Origin of the sequence: Streptomyces longisporoflavus (assembly GCF_014649775.1) — a bacterium.
Lineage (GTDB): Bacteria > Actinomycetota > Actinomycetes > Streptomycetales > Streptomycetaceae > Streptomyces > Streptomyces longisporoflavus.
This window is the reverse complement of record NZ_BMTR01000023.1, coordinates 52,497-70,288: the sequence shown is the minus strand read 5'-3', so window position 1 is coordinate 70,288 and position 17,792 is coordinate 52,497. Positions and strand designations below refer to the sequence as shown.

Below are 17,792 nucleotides of genomic sequence, written 5' to 3'. Positions count from 1 at the left end.
GGCGGACCGGCACGATTGAGGCGGCACCGGGCCGTTCGTACGCTCCACCGATCCCCAGGGTCGATCGGCAAGGAGCACGCATGCCCCGTAGGAACACAACCGAGAAGACGGCCGAGGGCACGGCCTCGACGCGACGCGTGGTCATCGCGTCCGTCGCCGGCAACATGATGGAGTGGTACGACTTCTTCCTCTACACCACCGCCGCCGCGCTGGTCCTCGGCACGGTCTTCTTTCCCTCCGGCGGGCATCCGCTGCTCGGCACGATCGCGGCGCTCGCCGGTCACGCCGTGGGGTTCGCCGCGCGACCGGTCGGCGGGCTGATCTTCGGGCACATCGGTGACCGGCGGGGGCGCAAGGCGGCACTGATGGGGACGCTGTCGCTGATGGGCGGTGCCACGTTCTGCATGGGGCTGTTGCCGTCGTACTCGACGGCCGGGCTGCTCTCGCCGGTCCTCCTGGTCCTGCTGCGGCTGTTGCAGGGGGCGGCGGCCGGTGGCGAGTGGGGCGGCGGCGTCCTGATCATCACGGAGAACGTTCCGGCCGAGCGGCGTGGGTTCCTCGCCTCGTTCAGCTCGTGCGGCATGGGTCTGGGCTTTGTCCTGTCTTCGCTGGCGCTGTGGCTGGCCCAGCAGGTGTCCGGGAACGGCTTCCTCGCCTGGGGCTGGCGGCTGCCGTTCCTGGCGAGTGCGGTGATCTTCGTGGTGGGGATCTACATCCGGCGCAACCTGGGCGAGACGGAGAGCTTCGAAGCCGAGTCCACGGGGGGCATGAAGGAGACCGCGCCGCACTCTCCCCTGCGGGAAGTGCTGCGGCGCCATCCGCGCCAGGTCCTGTTCGCGATGGCGCTGCGCTTCGCCGACAGCGGCGCCAGCTACATCTTCATGTCGTTCTCCCTCGTGTACGGGGCGTATGTGGGGATCTCGGCGACGGTGCTGCTGTGGGCCGGGATCGTCGGCATGCTGGTGGACTCGGCGATGATGGTTGTCTTCGGCCGGCTCTCCGACAAGGTGGGCAGGCGGCCCGTCTATCTGGGCGGGGCGATCGGCATGCTGCTGTGGGCGGCTCCGTTCTTCCTGCTCATGGACACGGGGCAGGCCGCGGCGGTGTGGGTGGCGTTCATCGTCGGGCACGTCGCGATCGCCGCGATGATCGGGGTGCAGCCCTCGTACTTCTCCGAGCTGTTCAGCACGAGTACCCGGTACTCGGGGATGGCGCTCGGCCACGAGCTGTCTTCGGCGGTCGCCGGCGGCCTGTCGCCGGTGGTGGCGACGGCGCTGCTGGCCGCCACGGGGCACTTCCTGCCGGTGGCGCTGCTGACGATGGGGATGGCGCTCGTCACGCTGGTGGCGCTGGTCTTCTTCGCACATGTGCCACAGGCCGAGGGCGCGGCGGCGCGGGACGCCGATCCTGCGCGGGAGAACATCAGCACGCCTGTTGCCTGATGTTTACACCCCCGTCCCTCTATGCAACATGGCGTTGTTGCACTTCAAATGGCCTTTGCCGCCATGTGACGACGTAAGGGGACGCTGATGGGGTCGTACGCCGACGAGGATGTCCTGCTGCCCAATTCCGTACTGGGCAAGGCGCAACTGCTGCTCGCCGCGTTCGAGTCGGGGGCGGACCGGCTGCGGCTGAGCGAGCTGAGCCGCCGGTCGGGCGTGCCGAAGGCGTCGGCGTACCGTCTCGCGCAGGAGCTGGTGCGGTGGGGGTTGCTGGACCGGCACGGGGAGACGTACGAGCTGGGCATCAGGCTCTTCCACCTGGGGCAGCGGGTGCCCGTCTCCGCGGTGCTGAGCGCCGTGGCCCGCCCACTGATGGCCGACCTGTTCACCCGGACCCGCACCGCCGTGCACCTCGCGGTCCTCGACGGCAGCCACGTCCTGTTCCTGGAGAAGATCGCAGGTGAGGCGAACGTCCTCACTCACTCGTACGTCGGCGGACGCCTCCCGGCCTCCTGCACGGCGACCGGCCACATCCTGCTCGCTCTGGCCCCGGACCGTCCCGAACGGGTGGCGGCCCTCGTCCGCGCCGGGCTGCCCGTGCTGACCCCGCGCTCCGTGACGGACCCCGGGGTCCTCGAACGGCGCCTGTCGACGGCCGCCCGCCAGGGGTACGCGCTGGAGGTCGAGGGAGTCAGGGCCGGGTACGCCAGCCTCGCCGTGCCGGTGGCCCTGGGCGGCGGTGAGCATGCGGCGCTGTCCGTCACGGCGCCGGTCGCTCAGGTGTCGGTGGACCGGTGCCTCGCCGCGCTGCGGGCTACGGCGGAGAGCATCGAGCGGGGTGTGGCCCAGAAGACGACGCACAAGAGGGTGTACGACGCGGATCGCGCGGCGGCGCGGGGCCGGAAGCCGACCGCGGTGAGCTGAGCGCGCGGCACGCCCCGTCGTCTGGCCTCGGCCCGTCGCAGAACACCACATGTATGAGCGAAGTGTTGAGGGATGGCCGTGTTGGAGCCGGTGCCGGACGCCGATCCGCTGGGCGGAATGCGCCCGGTTCTGGAGGAGGACGGTGCCCTCCTGGGCCATCAGCCCCAGGAAGGCTTTCCCGATCGTTGCTGGATCCTGCACACCGTCACGGTGGGCGGACGGCGGGTCCGGTGGGACGATGTGCTGGCGCGGGCCGGCAAGCGTCTGGAGGACTGGCAGGGCCCTCCTTCCCACAGAGTCCTCGACGGGCTGGGCCTGCCCCAGGACCTCGGAGGCCCGCCTGCTCGATGTCCTCGCCCGTCACAGTCCCGACGGACGGCACACGGAGTGCTACTGGGCCCAGGCCGCGATCGAGGACGTCGGCAGCGCGGTTCCGGCCCGTCGGGGTTCGCTGGACGCGGCACTCGGCCACCACGATGCCTGCGCGCGACCCAGCCGGACCTTTGGGACCCAGTTCCCCGCGCACTGGTGGCCCGTGGACGGAGACTGGTTCGTGGTGACCAACTGGAACCTGAGCGCCACCGAGGTCTTCGGCCCGTCGGCCCTGATCGCCGATCTCCTCGCTGACGACGGGCTGGATGCCGTGCGCCACCCGAGCGCGGCTGAGACGGGGGGCGGCCACCCGTCCTGGCGCGAGGAAGCCGGCTGAGCCACACCGCGTCAGAAGGGAACGGCAAGCCCGGCCTCGCGCAACTGAAGCAGGGCGGTTCCCATGCACTCGGCGGCCGAGGCCCCGTCGGCCCTCATCCCACCGTCCAGCGGTCCGCCGGAAGCTGCGAACGTCCAGACCGGCCGACCGTCCCGCAGGCGCTCCGCGTCGACCCGGATCATGGCACCGACGCCCTGCTCACCCAGCCACTCCAGAATGGTCAGCGTCACGTCCTCGACGCCGGTGTCCAGATCCACCTTGGGCCGCCGCCCCACCCCCTTGGCCATGGCCATGACCTTATCCAGCGCCGGATCACCCGGGCCGGTCCGGTCCAGTCAGCAGAACAGGCCGGTGGTACGCCTCCCCTCCCCCGGTGATCGTGAGGTTCCGCAAAGGCTGCGGATACGTATGGGAGGAGCCGTGGTGGGAGCGGAGACGGATCCGGGGGCACCGCGCGTGCTCGACCTGACCGATGAACTCGCCTTCCAGGGCGCCCGGTTGCTCGTGGGCATCGGCGCCGACGTCGTACGGACCGAGCCGGGTGACGGCCTCGACGTGGCGGCTCGTACCCACTGGCACGCGGGGAAGCGGTGGGTGGCGGTGCGCGACGCGGCGGAGCTCGACGCGCTGGCGGCGGGCGCCGACGTCGTGCTGGAGAGCGGGCCCGTGGCGCGGCTGCGCGGTCTGCGGGAGGACGGCTCGTCTCGGTGGCCGCACGCCGTGCATGTGGTGGTGACGCCGTTCGGGCTGACCGGGCCGCGCCGCGACTGGGTCGGTGACGATCTGGTGCTTGCCTCGGCGGGAGGTATGACGTGGCTCGGCGGGCGCCCCGACAGGCAGCCCAAGCCGCCGCCGCGCGAGCAGGCGTTGCAGACCGCCGGGGCGCACGCGGCGATCGGGGCGCTGCTCGGCATCGTGTCGGGCACCCCGCAGCTCCTCGACATCTCGGCTCAGGAGGCCGTCGCCGCCACCTTGGAGACCGCAGCCCTCGCCTGGATCCACGCCGGGCGTTTCCCCGTACGCAACGGAGGGGTGTACGAGCACGTCGCGCACCGAATCTTCGAGGCGGCGGACGGCTACGTGGCCGGGGGCTACTCCGGCAGCAACCGGATGTGGACAGACCTACTGGCGTGGATGGCGGAGCGCGGCGAGGCCGGGGATCTGGGCGAGGAGCGGTGGCAGGACGCCGCGTTCCGGTGGGCCGGGCGCGCCCACGTCGATGAGCTGGTGCGGCGCTTCGCGGCGCGGCAGCCCGCCGCCGAACTCGCCGCCGAGGCGCGCGAGCGGGCCCTGCCGTGGGCGGAGGTCGTGCCGGCCGGACGGCTGACGTCCAACCCGCAACTGCGCGACCGCGACGCGCTCGTCACGGTCACCGGTGAGGGACTTCCGGAGGATGGCGCCGTGGACGTCGGGTTTCCGTGGGCCGCGCTGCCCCGGCCCGTCGTGCTGCCCGCGCTGCACGAGGCGGTGGGCGGCGACTCGCCGTGGCGCGGGCCCGGTCGCGTACGGAGCGAGGGCGAGCGGTCCAAGTCCCGAGCCCTGGAAGGGGTTCGGGTGCTGGATCTGACCTGGGTCCTCGCCGGTCCGTACGTGACCAAGCAGCTCGGTGAGCACGGCGCGGACATCGTCAAGATCGAGTCGCGGCACCGTCAGGATCCCACGCGGTTCGCGCCTTCGATGCATCTGCGGCCGGGTTCCGACCCCGACGACAGCGGCTACTTCCTCAACTTCAACCGGAACAAGCGCGGCGTCGCCCTGAACCTGCGGACCGACGAAGGACGGCGGCTGCTGCGCGAGCTGGTCCCGCACTGCGACGTCGTCGTGGAGAACTTCAGCCCGGGGGTGCTCGCCCGCTGGGGCATGGACTACGCGTCGCTGCGCGAGCTGAACCCGGACGTGATCCTCGTGTCGATGGCGGGGGTCGGGCAGACCGGGCCGTGGCGCAGCGCCGTGACGTTCGCCGACACCCTCGCCGCCATGTCCGGCCTGTCGAGCGAGACCCGCGACCCCGGCGGCCCGCCGCAGGGCCTCACCTTCGGGCTCGGCGACATGATCGCGGCGAACTCCGCGGTGCTCGCCACCCTCGACCTGCTGGCGCGCGGCCGTGGCGGACACGTGGACCTGTCCCAGCTGGAGGCGATGGCCGCGACGATGGGCCCGGCCGCGCTGGAAACCGTACTGGACGACGGCGCGCCCGATCCCCGGACCGCCGACCGTCCGAACCGGTCACCCCACGCCGTGCCGCACGGGGTGTACCCGGCGACCGGGGAGGACCGGTGGGTGGCGGTGTCCGTACGCGATGAGGTGCAGTGGCGTGCCCTGTCGCGGATGGCCGAGCTGCCCTGCCAAGAAAGCACCTTGAGTGCGCGGCGGGCGCGCGAGGACGAAATCGACGCCGCCCTCGCCGCCTGGACGCGCCGCCACGACGCGCACAAGCTGGCCGAGCTGCTCCAGGCGGAGGGTGTCGCGGCGGCGGTCGTGGCGACCGGGCAGGATCTGGTCGAGGCCGACGAACAGCTCGCCGCCCGCGGCTTCTATCCCGTACTCGACCATCCCCTGGCCGGCCCGGTCCCGCACGAGGGGATCGTCGCCCGGCTGGCCGCGACGCCCGGCGGACTCGACCGGCCCGCACCCCTGCTCGGCCAGCACACCCATGAAGTCCTACGTGAACTGCTCGGCCTGAGCGACGGACAGTTGGCCGCACTGGCCGCAGAAGGAGTGACCGAATGAACCAGAAGGACACCGCGGCGGGATCCTCCGTACTGCACGTGACACGCGACGGCGCCGTCGCCACCATCCGCGTCGACCGGCCGAAGGCGAACGCCGTGGACCCGGCGATGATCGAGGAGTTCCTCACCGCCTTGCGGCCGCTGACCGCCGACCCGGCGGTGCGCTGTGTCGTCGTCACCGGCACCGGCCGGTTCTTCATCGCGGGCGCCGACATCGCCGTGATGCGGGACCTGTCGGCGGAGAACCAGGCGAAGATGCGGCGCTGGATCGACGTGCAGCGGTTGATCGAGCAGGCAGCCAAGCCCGTCGTGGCTGCGATGAACGGTCACGCGCTGGGCGGCGGCGCCGAGTTGTCACTCGCCTGCGACCTGCGGATCCTCGCGGCCGATGCCACGTTCGGGTTCCCGGAGATACGGCTCGGGCTGTTCCCGGGGGCCGGCGGCAGTCAGCGGCTCCCCCGGCTCGTCGGACCGCATCTGGCGAAGCGGCTGATGATCGAAGGCGAACGACTTTCGGCGGAGAAGGCGTTGGCACTCGGGTTGGTCGATCTCGTCGTGGAGCAAGGCGCGTTCGCGGCGGAGGTCTCCGAGCGGGCCCGCCGTCTCGCCGCACAGCCGACCGCCGCCATCGGGCTGCTCAAGCGCGTCGTCGACGAGGGGCACGGACTGCCCGTCGAGCAGGCGTTGGAGCGTGAGGAGAAGGGGGTCGCCGATCTGACCGGGACCGCCGACGCGGCGGAGGGGCTGCAGGCGTTCCTCGACAAGCGGGAGCCGGTGTTCACCGGGCGGTGACGGCAGGGGCCCCATGAACCCTCGGCGCGGGTGGTCCGGTGGTCGGACCGCCCGCGTTGGCGTGTTCACGGGCGCCGCGCATCCTCGCCGGATGACCAACCGGACGAACACCTCCCAGAACTCCACCGGCCCCGTGCTCGTCACCGGCGGCACCAGCGGAATCGGCCTCGCGGTCGCCGAGGCGGTCGCACGGGCCGGACGGCCGGTGGTCGTCACCGGCCGTTCCGCGGAACGCTGCCGCGCGACGGAGCGGATACTTCAACCCGACGCGGGGTCCGAGCAGTTGGTGGTCGCCGCGGACACCACGGACGCCGACGAACTCGCCGAGGTCGTACGGCGGGCCGAGGACCGGTGGGGCCAGGTCACCGGCCTCGTGACGGCCGCCGGACGGCTCGCGCGCGGGTCGGTGCTCACCCTCACGTCCGACGACTTCCGCGCCGCCCTCGACACCAACGTCATCGGCACCTGGCTGGCGTTCCGCGCCGTCCTGCCCGGCATGCTCGACGTGGGCTTCGGGCGCGTCGTCACGATCGGCTCCGTCCTCGGCTCGACCGGCGCCCCCGAGCGGTCCGGTTACGCCGCCACCAAGGGCGCCGTCGCCGCGCTCACCAGGTCGGTGGCCCTGGAACTCGCCGGTACCGGCGTGACCGTGAACTGCGTGGCGCCCGGCCCCGTCCGCACGCCCATGAACGAGGGCGACGCCGAGACGGACGCCGCGGCCCAGGCCGCCTTCACCGCGAAAGTGCCGATCGGGCGCTGGGGGCGGCCCGAGGAGGTCGCGCACGCCGTGCTGTCACTGCTCGCCGCCGAGTCGTCCTTCACCACTGGCGCCGTGGTGCATGTGGACGGCGGCTACACCGCCCAGTGAACTGCCGAGCGAATCGCCCAGCGAGAGGGGTTCGCTCAGCGGACCGCCGCGCTGGGCTCGCGCCCGTCCCGGTGATGGGCTCGACACCGTACCCCCCCCACCCCCGTACGGAAGGACTCGCATGTCACCTGCACCGGAGAGCCACTACGCGGACGGCGCGGGCGTCCGCTACCACTACCACGACCTCGGTTCGGGCCCCGACACCGTGTTCCTGCACGGCGGCGGCCCCGGCTGCACCGCCTGGAGCGACTTCGGGCCCGTGGCGCCCCTGTTCGCGGCCGACCGGCGCTGTCTGCTCGTCGACATCCACCAGTACGGCAAGTCGGAGAAGTCCCGTATCGAAGGCCCGATGTGGGACCACCATGCGGCGAAGACGGTCGGCCTGCTCGACACGCTCGGCGTGGACCGCGCCGACTTCGTGTGCAACTCGTGGGGCGGCACCATCGCCCTCAACCTCGCCGCCAACTACCCGGACCGCGTAAGGTCGTTGGTCATCACCGGCAGCATGCCCGTCTTCTACGGGCCGCTCGCCCCGCTCCCCGAGAACGGACACCGGGGCCGCACCGCCCGCGACGTCTACTACGGCGGCGAGGGCCCCACCCGCGAGAAGATGCGGCAGCTCATCACGAAGCTGGAGTGGTACGACGGCGCGAAGCTCCCCGAGGAGACGCTCACACTGCGCTACGAGCAGAGCCTCGACGAGGAGGAGCGCGCCCTCGCCGCCATGTCCGACTCGCCGCGCGGCGACTGGCAGGACCTCACCGAGGAACTGGGCCGCATCCAGGCCCCGACGCTGTTCATGTGGGGCATGCAGGACGCCTTCCTCACCCCGGACTACCCGCTGATGCTCGCCCGCATGGTGCCCAGCGGGAGCCTCCACGTGATGGACCACGCCTCGCACCACCTCCAGGAGGAGCGGCCGGAGGCGTACCACTCGGTGGTCAGCGGCTTCCTCGACTCGCTCGACTGACACCCACTCACCTCTATTCGGGAGTAACGCACATGAGCATTTGGACCGAGATCAGCCCCACCCCCTTCCGCGTCGAGTACGTCGACGCCGCCGGCGTGCCCACCCGCACCCTGCGCGCCGGTGACCCGAACGCGCAGGCCGTCGTCTTCCTGCACGGCACCAGCGGTCACCTGGAGGCCTTCGCGCGCAACATCACCGCGCACGCCGCCTACGACCTGCACGCCATCGACATGCTCGGCCACGGCTACACCGGCAAGCCCGACCGGCCGTACGAGATCGCGGACTACGTCGCCCACCTCATCGACTACCTGGACGCCGTCGGGGTCGACAGCGTCCACATCGTCGGCGAGTCGCTCGGCGGCTGGGTCGGCGCGCGCGCCGCCATCGAGCACCCCGAGCGGGTCCGTAGCCTCCAACTCCTTTGCTCCGGCGGCACGGTGGCCAACCCGGAGATCATGGAACGGCTGAAGACCAGCACCAGGAACGCCGTCACCTCCGCAGACATCGAGCCCACCCGTAAGCGGCTGCGCCTGCTCATGGCCGACGAGTCCTCCGCGACCGAGGAACTGGTCGAGGTCCGGCACGCGATCTACCACACACCGGAATTCGTCGCGGGCGTCGACAACCTCCTCAACCTCCAGGAGATGGAGACGCGCCTGCGCAACCTGCTGACCCCCGAGCAGCAGGCGCAGATCACCCAGCCGACGCTGGTGGTGTGGGGCCGCAAGAACCCGTTCGGCGACGTGCCCGAGGCGAAGGCGTTGCACGAGGGCATCCCCGGCTCGCGGCTTGAGCTGTTCGAGGACTGCGGGCACTGGCCGCAGCATGAGAAGGCCGACCTCTACAACGCGCTCAGCCTCGAGTTCATCGGCAAGGCCGCCGGCTGATGAGGGCCGTACGGTTCCATGAATGGGGCGCGGCTCCGGTCCTGGACGAGGTGCCCGAGCCGGTCCGTGCGTCGGGCGAGGTCCTCGTCCAGGTCACGGCGGGCGGCGTTTCGCACCTCGACGTCACCGTCGCCTCGGGCGAGTTCGAGCTGAAGCCGTCGCTGCCGTACGTCGGCGGGGTCGAGGGGGCGGGCACGGTTCTGGAGGCCGACGCCGACTCCGGGCTCGCGCCGGGCACGCAGGTCGTGCTGCGCGGCGGCGGGCTCGGGCTGCTGCGTGACGGTACGTGGGCGGAACGGGTCAGCGTGAAGCGCAAGGCGGTCACGGTGCTTGAGGCGCCGCTCGCCCCGGCCGTGGCGGCGAGCTTCTTCGTCCCTGCGACGACGGCGTACGTGGCGCTGCACGATGTCGCCCGCCTCGGGGAGGACGAAGATGTCATCGTGGTGGGGGCGGCCGGCGCGGTGGGCGCGATGGTGGCACAGCAGGCGTTGACCGCGGGGGCGCGGGTCACCGGTGTGGTCGGGCGCATGGACCAGTTGGCCGATGTGCCGAAGGGCGTGGAGGCCGTGACGCTGGACGACGCGGAGGGCTTGGCGCGGGAACGTTCGGCGTCGCTGCTCGTCGACACGCTCGGCGGGACCCGGCTTGTGGGGCGGAGTCGGTGGGTGCGGCGGGGCGGGCGTGCCGTCGTCATCGGGTACGTCGCCGGGCCCCGGGTCGAGCTGGATCTGCCGAGCTGGCTCCTGGACGAGGTGGCGCTATTGCCGGTGAACATGATCCGCCAGGAGCGGCGGGCCCGGGAGGTCTCCGGTGACCTGGCCCGGCGCCTGTCCGAGGGTGACCTGACGCTGGCGGTGGAGGAGTTCGGCCTCGCGGAGGCGGCTGAGGCGCTTGGCGCTCTGCGGGGCGGGCGAGTGCGGGGCCGGGCTGTTCTGTTGCCCGGGTGACGTCTCGGGACTGCGCGTCCATTGCCGACTGCGGGTTCGGTGGGGGCTGGTCGCGCAGTTCCCCGCGCCTTGAGATGCGCACCTTCGGTGCGGCATCTCATCGCTGCGGGCAAGCGGCCGAGCCGCGAGCCTTCAGGGGTGCGGGGCTGTGTCATCACCGGCCTCGCCGCGGGGCGCGACCAGCCGCGCTCAACCCGCACCGAACCGCTCAACCAGCGGAGCTACGGCGCAGCCGGTCCCACGTACCCCCTGTCACCCCCCGCTCCCGCAACAGAGACTTCCGCACCTTCCCCGTCTCCGTGAGCGGCAGCTCCCCCACCACATCCACAAACCGCGGCACCGCGAACCCAGGCAACTCCCCCGCGCAGTGCCGCGCCACCTCCGCGGGATCGAGCGAGCGGCCGGCGCATGGCACGACCGCCACCATCACTTCGTCCTCCGCCAGTTCCGAGGGGACCGGGAACGCGGCGGCTTCGGCGACGTCAGGGTGGGCTCGGAGCGCGGTCTCCACCTCGTACGAGGAGATGTTCTCGCCGCGGCGCCGGATGCGGTCCTTGACCCGGTCGACGAAACGGAACCAGCCGTCGGGCTCACGGACGACACGGTCCCCGGTGCGCCGCCAGGAGCCCGGCTCGGGGGCACCCTCCCCCACATACCCTGTCGCGAGGGCGTGTTCGCGGGTCGTGCGGACGATGAGTTCGCCCGGCGTCCCGTCCGGCACGTCCGACAGGTCCGCCTCCACGACCCGCGCCTCGAACCCGTCCCGCACCGTCCCCATGTATCCGGAACGGCACTCCTCCGGCACGGACCCGATGACGAGGTTGGTCTCCGTCGAGCCGAATCCGTCGACGAGCGTCACCCCGAACCGGTCGCGGAACGTCTCCCACAGCGCCCCGGGCGTGCCGGGCCCAAGGCCGCGCCACGCCCCGTGCGCCCGGTCACCCGGCCCGGGTGGCTGCGCGAGCAGCATCGGCACCATGGCGCCCAGTACGTACACGCACGTGGCGCCCGTCTCGGCGGCCCGCGCCCAATGCCGCGACGCGGAGAAGCGCCGGTCCACGACCACCGAGGCGCCCACCGTCATCGCCTGCGCGAGCGTGTTGAGGGCGTTGGTGTGGAAGAGGGGGAGGCAGGTGTAGAGGGTGTCGTCGGCGGTCAGGCGCAGGGAGTCGGCCACGTTCCGGCCCCACCAGACGAACTGGGCGTGCGGGCAGCGCACCCCGCGCGAGGGGCCCGTGGTGCCGGACGTGAAGAGGATCGCGGCCGTGTCGCCGGGGCGGGACGGGTGCGGGTCGAGCGCCTCCACCACCCAGGGGGCCGGAGCCTGGCGCGTACCCGTCACCCACACCTCTCCCCCGCACCCCAACTCCCTCACACGCCCGGCCAGCTCCTCGTCCACGTAGACGAACTGCGGCTCGCAGACTCCCAGTGCGTGGCGCAGCAGCCTGCCGTGCAGTGCTGTGTTGAGCGGCACCACGACCGCGCCGAGCCACGCGCAGCCGAGGACCAGGTCGACGAGTTCGACCCGGTTGGGGAGCAGCGCGGCGACCCGGTCGCCGGGGCGGCAGCCGCGGGCCGCCAGCGCGCCCGCCATGGTGGCGGCGGCCTCGCGCGCCTGCGCGTAGGTGCGCGTCGTCCCGTCGACGGTGAGGAAGACCCGCTCGCCGTGCCGTGTCGCCGCCGCTTCGACCAGGCCGGGGACCGTCATGCCGTTCATGGACGGATGCTGTCCGGCCGCCTCCGCCCGCTCAAGGGCTCTGGTTCGCTGACCGGTCCACCGCTGGCCACGGTCCGTTCACCGGAACAGGTTCATAGGCGGCGCTCGCCCCGCGCCGGATGCTCGTGCGGCACACCCACTGGAGCAGGAGGCCACGACGAGATGACGACGAGCGAACGACCCCCCGCCGCCCTGAAGAAATCCGCCGCCGCAAGGAAGTCATCGGACAAGCTCGGCCGGCAGGACTGGTCGTCCTGGCCCCACTACGACGCGGCGGCATCCGGTTTCCGCGGCTATTGGTACCCGGTCACCTGGTCGAGCCACATCACGGACGACCCGAAACCGTTCACACTCTGCGGCGAGAAGATCACGCTGATCCGCGACAGCGGAAAGGTGTACGCGCTGCACAACCGCTGCCCGCACCGCGGCGTCCCCCTGTCAGAGGGCAACCAGCAGTTCCCCGGCACCGTGAGCTGCCCGTACCACGGCTGGACCTTCGACCTGCCGACCGGCAAGCTCTCCGCGGTCATCACCGACGGTCCCGGCTGCCGCCTCACGGGCAAGCTCGGCGTGCGGACGTACGCCGTCGAGGAGCGCATCGGCATGGTCTGGGTGTACATCCCGGTCGCCGACGAGGAGCCGCACCCGATCGACGAGCAGCTTCCCGAGGAGCTGGTGTCGAACGCGTTCGTGATGGGCGGCCGTATCGAGCCGCGCGGCGGCAACTGGCGCTTCGCCTGCGAGAACGGCTTCGACGAGGGACACGCCAAGTACCTGCACCGCACGGCCCTCTGGCGCCTGTTCAAGCCGATGCCGACGTGGAACATCACCCGGATCGTGCCGCAGGGCCGCTGGATCTTCCGCGTCCAGGACGAGGTCCACTGGGAGGCCGACTTCCCGGGCGTGGGCCGCTGGTCGAACAAGCGGTGGTGGAAGAAGCAGCCGCCCAAGGAGACGTTCAACCTCGGCAACACGGGCAAGGTGGACACCGTCGACCCGGTGATCGAGGCCCAGGAGTTCCCCGGCTTCGCGTCCCTGTCGATGCCGGGTGTGCTGCGGATCGCGTACCCGAATTTCATTCATTACGAGTTCTACGTACCGGCCGATGCCGACAACCACCAGTACGTCGGTGTGATGGTCAACTTCACGCAGGGCTGGGAGACGCTCCGCTTCTACGCCAAGTACCTGGGCGCCGTGCGCTGGTTGTTCCACGGGCAGTTCTCCGGGCAGGACGCCTGGATGGTCGACGTGACCGACGCGCCTCCGGAGAAGCTCTACCGCCCCGATGTGTCACTGACCTCCTGGCGCAATCTCAGCGAGGAGGAGTACGGCAAGAAGCTCGCCGCCGCCGGAGTCACCGGCCCCGGCACGGACCTCACCGAAACGGAGGCCTGACATGGCCCGCACGCTGTTCAAGATCCTGCTCGGTGTCGCCGTCGCGGTGACACTCCCCCGCGCGAAGAAGCGGATCGCGGAGACGACCATGACCCAGGTCCACCGGATCAACCAGTGAGCGGCGACGGACTGGCCGGTCTCGACCCGCAGCGGCGGGCCTGGGTGTCGGAGGCGTGGCGGCACGTCACCGACGAGCGGCTGCGCGAGCTGCTCGTGGGGCTCGTCGGCATCCCCAGCCCGACCGGTGACGAGCGGCCGCTCGCCGAGCACATCGCCGGGACCCTCGCCTCGGTCGGTCTGCGCGCGGCCTGTCAGCCGGTCGACGCGCGGCAGGCCAACGCCTGGGCCCGCCTCGAAGGCGACGGCACAGGCCCCGATCTGATGTTGTACGCGCCCATCGACACGCTCACCGTGGGCGAGGAGAGCGAGGACGTGCCGTGGATCGGGCCGAAGCTGCGCGAGGACATGCGCCCCGAGGCCACCGTCTACGACGACCTCGTCACCGGCCTCGGCGCCTCCAACCCGAAGGGGCACGCGGCCTGCGTGATGATGGCCGCCGAGGCGATCGCGCTCGCCGGGGTGCCGCTGACCGGTGATCTGGTGGCCGCGTTCGGCGCCGGCGGCATGCCGACCAACGCCCGGCCGGGCAGCGATCGGCTCAACACCGGTCAAGGCCAGGGCTGTTCGTTCCTGCTTGAGCAGGGCGTGTGGACGGACTACGCGGTCATTGCCAAGCCGGGGTGGACCGTGTCGTGGGACGAGGTCGGCCTGGTCTGGTTCGAGGTGACCGTGCACGGGACGCATACGTACGTGGGCTCGCGGCACCGGCTCCCGTACGACAACGCGATCGCCCGCGCCGGTGAGGTCGTACGGCACCTGGAGGACTGGTTCGCCGAGTACGCGAAGCGGCACACGGGCGGGACCGTCGCGCCGCAGGGCATCGTGTCGTCGGTGCGCGGCGGCTGGCCGCGCATGGCGGCCGTGACCACGGCGGCCTGCACCCTCCGCGTCGACCTGCGGATCGCCCCGGAGACGACGCCGATGCGGGTGAAGCGTGAATTCTCCGCCGCGATAGCTGAGTTGAAGGACTCCATGCCGGATCTCGACGCCACCGTGGAGATGATCCTCGCCATTCCCGGGACGTCGACCAGCCGGGAGAGCTGGGTGTTCCGCAGCGCCGTCGCCGGGTGGGAGGCCATCGAAGGGCGTCCGCACGAGGCCGCGCGCGGCAACAGCGGCGCCACCGACGCGAACATCCTGCGCGGGCGCGGCATCCCGACCGTCCGCGTCGGCATGCCGAAGGTGGCCGAGGCGCCCTTCGACATCGACTTCGCGCGCGGCATGAACACCGTCTCCGTGAAGGAGATGCAGAAGCTGACCCGCCACCTGATCCGTACGGCGGTCGACACCGTCACCCGTTCCCGCGGGGAGTGCGAGCCCGCCGCGGAGCCGGAAGGAGCAACGGCATGAGCGAGATCGTGCTAGGCGTGGGGGCCTCCCACAGCACGCTGATGAACACGCACTGGGAGGAGACCCTCCACAAAGACCGTGCCGAACGGTTCCGTGACGCGCTCGGCGCGGCCCGTGACGAACTGGCCCGGACCCGGCCCGACACCGTCGTCCTGATCGGCTCGAACCACTTCCGCGGGTTCTGGCTCGACCTGATCCCGCCGTTCACGCTCGGCGTCGGGGAGTGCATCGCGAGCGGTGAGTCCGGGACGCCGAAGGGCCCGCAGCCGGTGGACGTGCCGCTCGCGCAGCACATCGCCGACTCGCTGGTGGAGAGCGGCCGGTTCGACCCGGCGTTCTCCGCGCGACTCCAGATCGACCACGGGCAGTCGCACGCCATCCAGTACCTGCTCGACGGCCTCGGCGTCGAGATCGTGCCGCTGGTGGTGAACGTCTTCGCCCATCCGCTGCCGACCCTCGCCCGCTGCGAGGAGTTGGGGCGCGGCATCCGTGAGGCGGTGCTCGCCTTTCCCGGCGAGCGGCGGGTCGCGGTCGTCGGTTCGGGCGGCCTTTCACACCGGCTGCCGTGGCCGGACTGGCGCGAACCGCACGGCGACGACGAGGAGTTCATGGTCGGCGCCTGGCTCGACGGCCGCAACAACTGGCAGGACTACGACGCCCGCCGCCGCGAGATCATCCGGGCCGCCGAGGCGTCCCTCACCCCGGAGTTCGACAATGAGTTCCTGGGACTCCTCGAACGCGGCGAAGCACACCATCTCACCTCGTATACGAGCGAGGAGTTGGAGGAGGCCGCCGGCAACGGCGCGCAGGAGCTGCGGACTTGGTTGATGATGGCCGCCGCCTTGGATCACGCCCCCGCCCGGCGCCTCGCCTACGAGCCGATGCCCGAGTGGCTCACCGGGATGGGCGTCGCGGTCATCGACCCGGCCGCCGTGGACGTGGGGCAGTCGGCATGAAGGCGCCGGCCGACGCCACGGCGCCGCACGGGTTCGTGCTTTCCGCTCGCGGCGCCGAGCCGGAACCGGATGTCGGCTCCGACCCCATGAACTCCGTTTTGGGGAAAGTCCGTCCGATCCTGGAGGCCTTCACCTCCGACGACGCCGCCCTCTCCCTCGCGGAGCTGGTGCGGCGGTCGGGGGCGGCCAAGGCAACGGTGCACCGGCTGGCCCAAGAGCTCGTCACCTGGGGGCTGTTGGAGCGGGAGGGCTGTGACTACCGGCTCGGCCTGCGCCTGTTCGAGCTGGGGCAGCGGGTGCACCGGCAGCGGATCCTGCGCGAGGCCGTGCAGCCGTACATGGAGGATCTGCTCCTGATCACCCGGGAGACGATCCACTTCGCCATCCACGACAGCCTGGACGTCGTCTACCTCGACAAGATCTTCCCGCACCGCGGGCTGAACGCCGAGTCCCGGATCGCGGGCCGGCTTCCCCTGTACTGCACGGGCACCGGCAAGGCGATCCTCGCGCACTCCCCGCCGTCGCTCTTCGTCGACGTGGTCCGCGGCGGCCTCAAGCCGCTGACCCGGCACACCGTGGTCTCACCCGGACGGCTCCGCGCCCAGCTCGACCGGATCCGGGAGGAGGGCATCGCCCTGGAGTCCGAGGAGATCAGGCTGGGTTACGCGAGTCTGGCCGTCCCGGTGTTCACCGGGGGCACCACGCTCGTGGGCGCGCTGTCCATCACGGCGCCCACGTACCGGATGGACGCAGCAGGGCACGCGACGGCGCTGCGGACGGCGGCGCTGGGGATCGGGCGGTCACTGGCTTGAGCCGGTACGCACGCGCATACGAAGGGGTCCACCGGTCGGTGGGCCCCTCGCCGCGTTCAGGTCCGCGCATCCTCCGCGCCCCGTCCCGGTCACCGGAACGACTCCGTAGGGAGAACCGCCCCCGCGTTCCTACGCTCACGAGCATGAGCCAACTCACCGACGAAACGGGCGCCTTGAGCACCGACGACACCGGGATCCTGACCACCGACGTCCTGCTCATCGGCGCCGGTCCGGCGGGCCTCTACGGCGCGTACTACGCCGGGTTCCGCGGCCTGGGCGTCACCGTGATGGACGTCCTGCCGCAGCTCGGGGGGCAGATCAGCGCGATGTACCCCGAGAAGCCGATCTTCGACATCGCCGGGTTCCTGTCCGTGCGCGGCCGCGACCTGGTCGACGGTCTCGTCGCGCAGGCCGAGCCGTACTCCCCGTGCTACCTCCTGGGCCACCGGGCCGCCCAACTGTCGTACGACGAGGCAGGGCTGCCCGTCGTCCGCAGCGACCAGGGCGCGACGGTGCGGGCCAGGGCCGTCGTCATCACGGGCGGCGTGGGGACGTTCACGCCGCGCCCGCTGCCCGCCGGGGAGGAGTTCCTCGGGCGGGGCCTGGAGTACTTCGTGCCGGACCCTTCCGTGCACGAGGGCCGGGACGTGGTCGTGGTCGGCGGCGGTGACAGCGCCTTCGACTGGGCGGCGCTGCTCGCCCCCATCGCCCGCTCGGTCACCCTCGTCCACCGCACGGCCCGCTTCCGAGCCCACACGGCGTCCGTCGAGAAGGTCCGCACGCTCGGCGTGGAGATCGTCACCGACAGCGAGGTGAGCCGGCTCATCGGCGCCGACCGTGTGGAGCAGGCCGAACTCCGGCACCGTACGACGAAGGAGACCCGGGTCATCCCCGCTGGAACCGTCGTCGCCGCGCTCGGCTTCCTCGCCGACCTCGGCCCGCTCAAGCACTGGGGGCTGGACCTCCAGGCCCGGAAGATCACCGTCGATACCCACATGGCGACGAACCTGCCCCGGGTGTTCGCCGCGGGCGACATCACCGACTACCCCGGCAAGGTCCGCCTCATCTCGGTCGGCTTCGGTGAGGCCGCCACCGCCGTGAACAACGCGGCCACCGTCATCGACCCGGAGGCGGCCCTGTTCCCCGGGCACTCCACCGAGAAGGAGCACTGATC

Annotated in this window: 16 protein-coding genes; 14 read left to right on the top strand and 2 right to left on the bottom strand. The window is 71.6% G+C overall.

Annotated elements, in window-relative coordinates; genetic code table 11:
• Positions 1–80 precede the first annotated feature (80 nt).
• The 3 genes from IE226_RS34280 (at position 81) to IE226_RS34270 (ending at position 3,075) form a co-directional block, all read left to right on the top strand.
• Positions 81–1,442, top strand: a complete 1,362-nt coding sequence (locus IE226_RS34280; RefSeq protein ID WP_190085358.1) for an MFS transporter — start codon at positions 81–83, stop codon at positions 1,440–1,442.
• Positions 1,443–1,529: 87 nt separating this feature from the next.
• A complete protein-coding gene (locus tag IE226_RS34275; RefSeq protein WP_190085357.1) occupies positions 1,530–2,366 on the top strand; it encodes an IclR family transcriptional regulator in 837 nt (278 codons plus the stop codon).
• Positions 2,367–2,901: 535 nt separating this feature from the next.
• Positions 2,902–3,075, top strand: a complete 174-nt coding sequence (locus IE226_RS34270; protein ID WP_190085356.1) for a hypothetical protein — start codon at positions 2,902–2,904, stop codon at positions 3,073–3,075.
• Positions 3,076–3,086: 11 nt separating this feature from the next.
• Here IE226_RS34270 and IE226_RS34265 read toward each other — a convergent pair whose 3' ends face one another.
• Complete coding sequence (locus IE226_RS34265; protein WP_190085355.1) at positions 3,087–3,368, bottom strand: hypothetical protein; 282 nt, start codon at positions 3,366–3,368, stop codon at positions 3,087–3,089.
• 130 nt (positions 3,369–3,498) lie between these two features.
• Here IE226_RS34265 and IE226_RS34260 point away from each other — a divergent pair, with 130 nt between their 5' ends.
• From IE226_RS34260 to IE226_RS34235, 6 genes are all read left to right on the top strand, one after another.
• Positions 3,499–5,805, top strand: a complete 2,307-nt coding sequence (locus tag IE226_RS34260; protein ID WP_190085354.1) for a CaiB/BaiF CoA-transferase family protein — start codon at positions 3,499–3,501, stop codon at positions 5,803–5,805.
• Positions 5,802–6,596, top strand: a complete 795-nt coding sequence (locus IE226_RS34255) for an enoyl-CoA hydratase/isomerase family protein (RefSeq protein ID WP_190085353.1) — start codon at positions 5,802–5,804, stop codon at positions 6,594–6,596. The genes IE226_RS34260 and IE226_RS34255 overlap by 4 nt, the downstream gene beginning before the upstream one ends.
• Before the next feature lie 91 nt (positions 6,597–6,687).
• Positions 6,688–7,464, top strand: a complete 777-nt coding sequence (locus IE226_RS34250; RefSeq protein ID WP_190085352.1) for an SDR family NAD(P)-dependent oxidoreductase — start codon at positions 6,688–6,690, stop codon at positions 7,462–7,464.
• Between the two features lie 121 nt (positions 7,465–7,585).
• A complete protein-coding gene (locus IE226_RS34245) occupies positions 7,586–8,434 on the top strand; it encodes an alpha/beta fold hydrolase (RefSeq protein WP_190085351.1) in 849 nt (282 codons plus the stop codon).
• A gap of 32 nt (positions 8,435–8,466) precedes the next feature.
• Positions 8,467–9,321: an alpha/beta fold hydrolase gene (locus tag IE226_RS34240; RefSeq protein WP_190085350.1), complete on the top strand. Its 855-nt coding sequence runs from the start codon at positions 8,467–8,469 to the stop codon at positions 9,319–9,321.
• Entirely contained in the window at positions 9,321–10,268 is a 948-nt protein-coding gene (locus IE226_RS34235; protein WP_190085349.1) for an alcohol dehydrogenase catalytic domain-containing protein, read from the top strand. Before IE226_RS34240 ends, IE226_RS34235 begins: the two co-directional genes overlap by 1 nt.
• 208 nt (positions 10,269–10,476) lie before the next feature.
• Here the strand turns inward: IE226_RS34235 and IE226_RS34230 are convergent, their stop codons facing one another.
• Positions 10,477–11,985, bottom strand: coding sequence for an AMP-binding protein (locus tag IE226_RS34230; protein WP_190085348.1), 1,509 nt, complete (start codon positions 11,983–11,985; stop codon positions 10,477–10,479).
• 162 nt (positions 11,986–12,147) lie between these two features.
• Here IE226_RS34230 and IE226_RS34225 point away from each other — a divergent pair, with 162 nt between their 5' ends.
• From IE226_RS34225 to IE226_RS34205, 5 genes are all read left to right on the top strand, one after another.
• Positions 12,148–13,380: an aromatic ring-hydroxylating oxygenase subunit alpha gene (locus tag IE226_RS34225; RefSeq protein ID WP_190085347.1), complete on the top strand. Its 1,233-nt coding sequence runs from the start codon at positions 12,148–12,150 to the stop codon at positions 13,378–13,380.
• A 114-nt stretch (positions 13,381–13,494) separates the two neighbouring features.
• Positions 13,495–14,850, top strand: coding sequence for a M20 family metallopeptidase (locus IE226_RS34220; protein ID WP_190085346.1), 1,356 nt, complete (start codon positions 13,495–13,497; stop codon positions 14,848–14,850).
• Entirely contained in the window at positions 14,847–15,806 is a 960-nt protein-coding gene (locus IE226_RS34215) for a DODA-type extradiol aromatic ring-opening family dioxygenase (RefSeq protein ID WP_190085345.1), read from the top strand. The genes IE226_RS34220 and IE226_RS34215 overlap by 4 nt, the downstream gene beginning before the upstream one ends.
• On the top strand, positions 15,803–16,618 hold the full coding sequence (locus IE226_RS34210; protein WP_190085344.1) for an IclR family transcriptional regulator: 816 nt from the start codon (positions 15,803–15,805) through the stop codon (positions 16,616–16,618). Before IE226_RS34215 ends, IE226_RS34210 begins: the two co-directional genes overlap by 4 nt.
• 143 nt (positions 16,619–16,761) lie before the next feature.
• On the top strand, positions 16,762–17,790 hold the full coding sequence (locus IE226_RS34205; RefSeq protein ID WP_190085343.1) for an NAD(P)/FAD-dependent oxidoreductase: 1,029 nt from the start codon (positions 16,762–16,764) through the stop codon (positions 17,788–17,790).
• The last annotated feature ends 2 nt before the right edge of the window (positions 17,791–17,792 follow it).

Coding starts and splice junctions, on each gene's coding strand:
- IE226_RS34235 (WP_190085349.1), top strand. CDS start 9,321: ATGAGGGCCGTACGGTTCCATGAATGGGGCGCGGCTCCGGTCCTGGAC.
- IE226_RS34245 (WP_190085351.1), top strand. CDS start 7,586: ATGTCACCTGCACCGGAGAGCCACTACGCGGACGGCGCGGGCGTCCGC.
- IE226_RS34240 (WP_190085350.1), top strand. CDS start 8,467: ATGAGCATTTGGACCGAGATCAGCCCCACCCCCTTCCGCGTCGAGTAC.
- IE226_RS34265 (WP_190085355.1), bottom strand. CDS start 3,368: ATGGCCATGGCCAAGGGGGTGGGGCGGCGGCCCAAGGTGGATCTGGAC.
- IE226_RS34250 (WP_190085352.1), top strand. CDS start 6,688: ATGACCAACCGGACGAACACCTCCCAGAACTCCACCGGCCCCGTGCTC.
- IE226_RS34205 (WP_190085343.1), top strand. CDS start 16,762: ATGAGCCAACTCACCGACGAAACGGGCGCCTTGAGCACCGACGACACC.
- IE226_RS34215 (WP_190085345.1), top strand. CDS start 14,847: ATGAGCGAGATCGTGCTAGGCGTGGGGGCCTCCCACAGCACGCTGATG.
- IE226_RS34275 (WP_190085357.1), top strand. CDS start 1,530: ATGGGGTCGTACGCCGACGAGGATGTCCTGCTGCCCAATTCCGTACTG.
- IE226_RS34280 (WP_190085358.1), top strand. CDS start 81: ATGCCCCGTAGGAACACAACCGAGAAGACGGCCGAGGGCACGGCCTCG.
- IE226_RS34225 (WP_190085347.1), top strand. CDS start 12,148: ATGACGACGAGCGAACGACCCCCCGCCGCCCTGAAGAAATCCGCCGCC.
- IE226_RS34255 (WP_190085353.1), top strand. CDS start 5,802: ATGAACCAGAAGGACACCGCGGCGGGATCCTCCGTACTGCACGTGACA.
- IE226_RS34210 (WP_190085344.1), top strand. CDS start 15,803: ATGAAGGCGCCGGCCGACGCCACGGCGCCGCACGGGTTCGTGCTTTCC.
- IE226_RS34230 (WP_190085348.1), bottom strand. CDS start 11,985: ATGAACGGCATGACGGTCCCCGGCCTGGTCGAAGCGGCGGCGACACGG.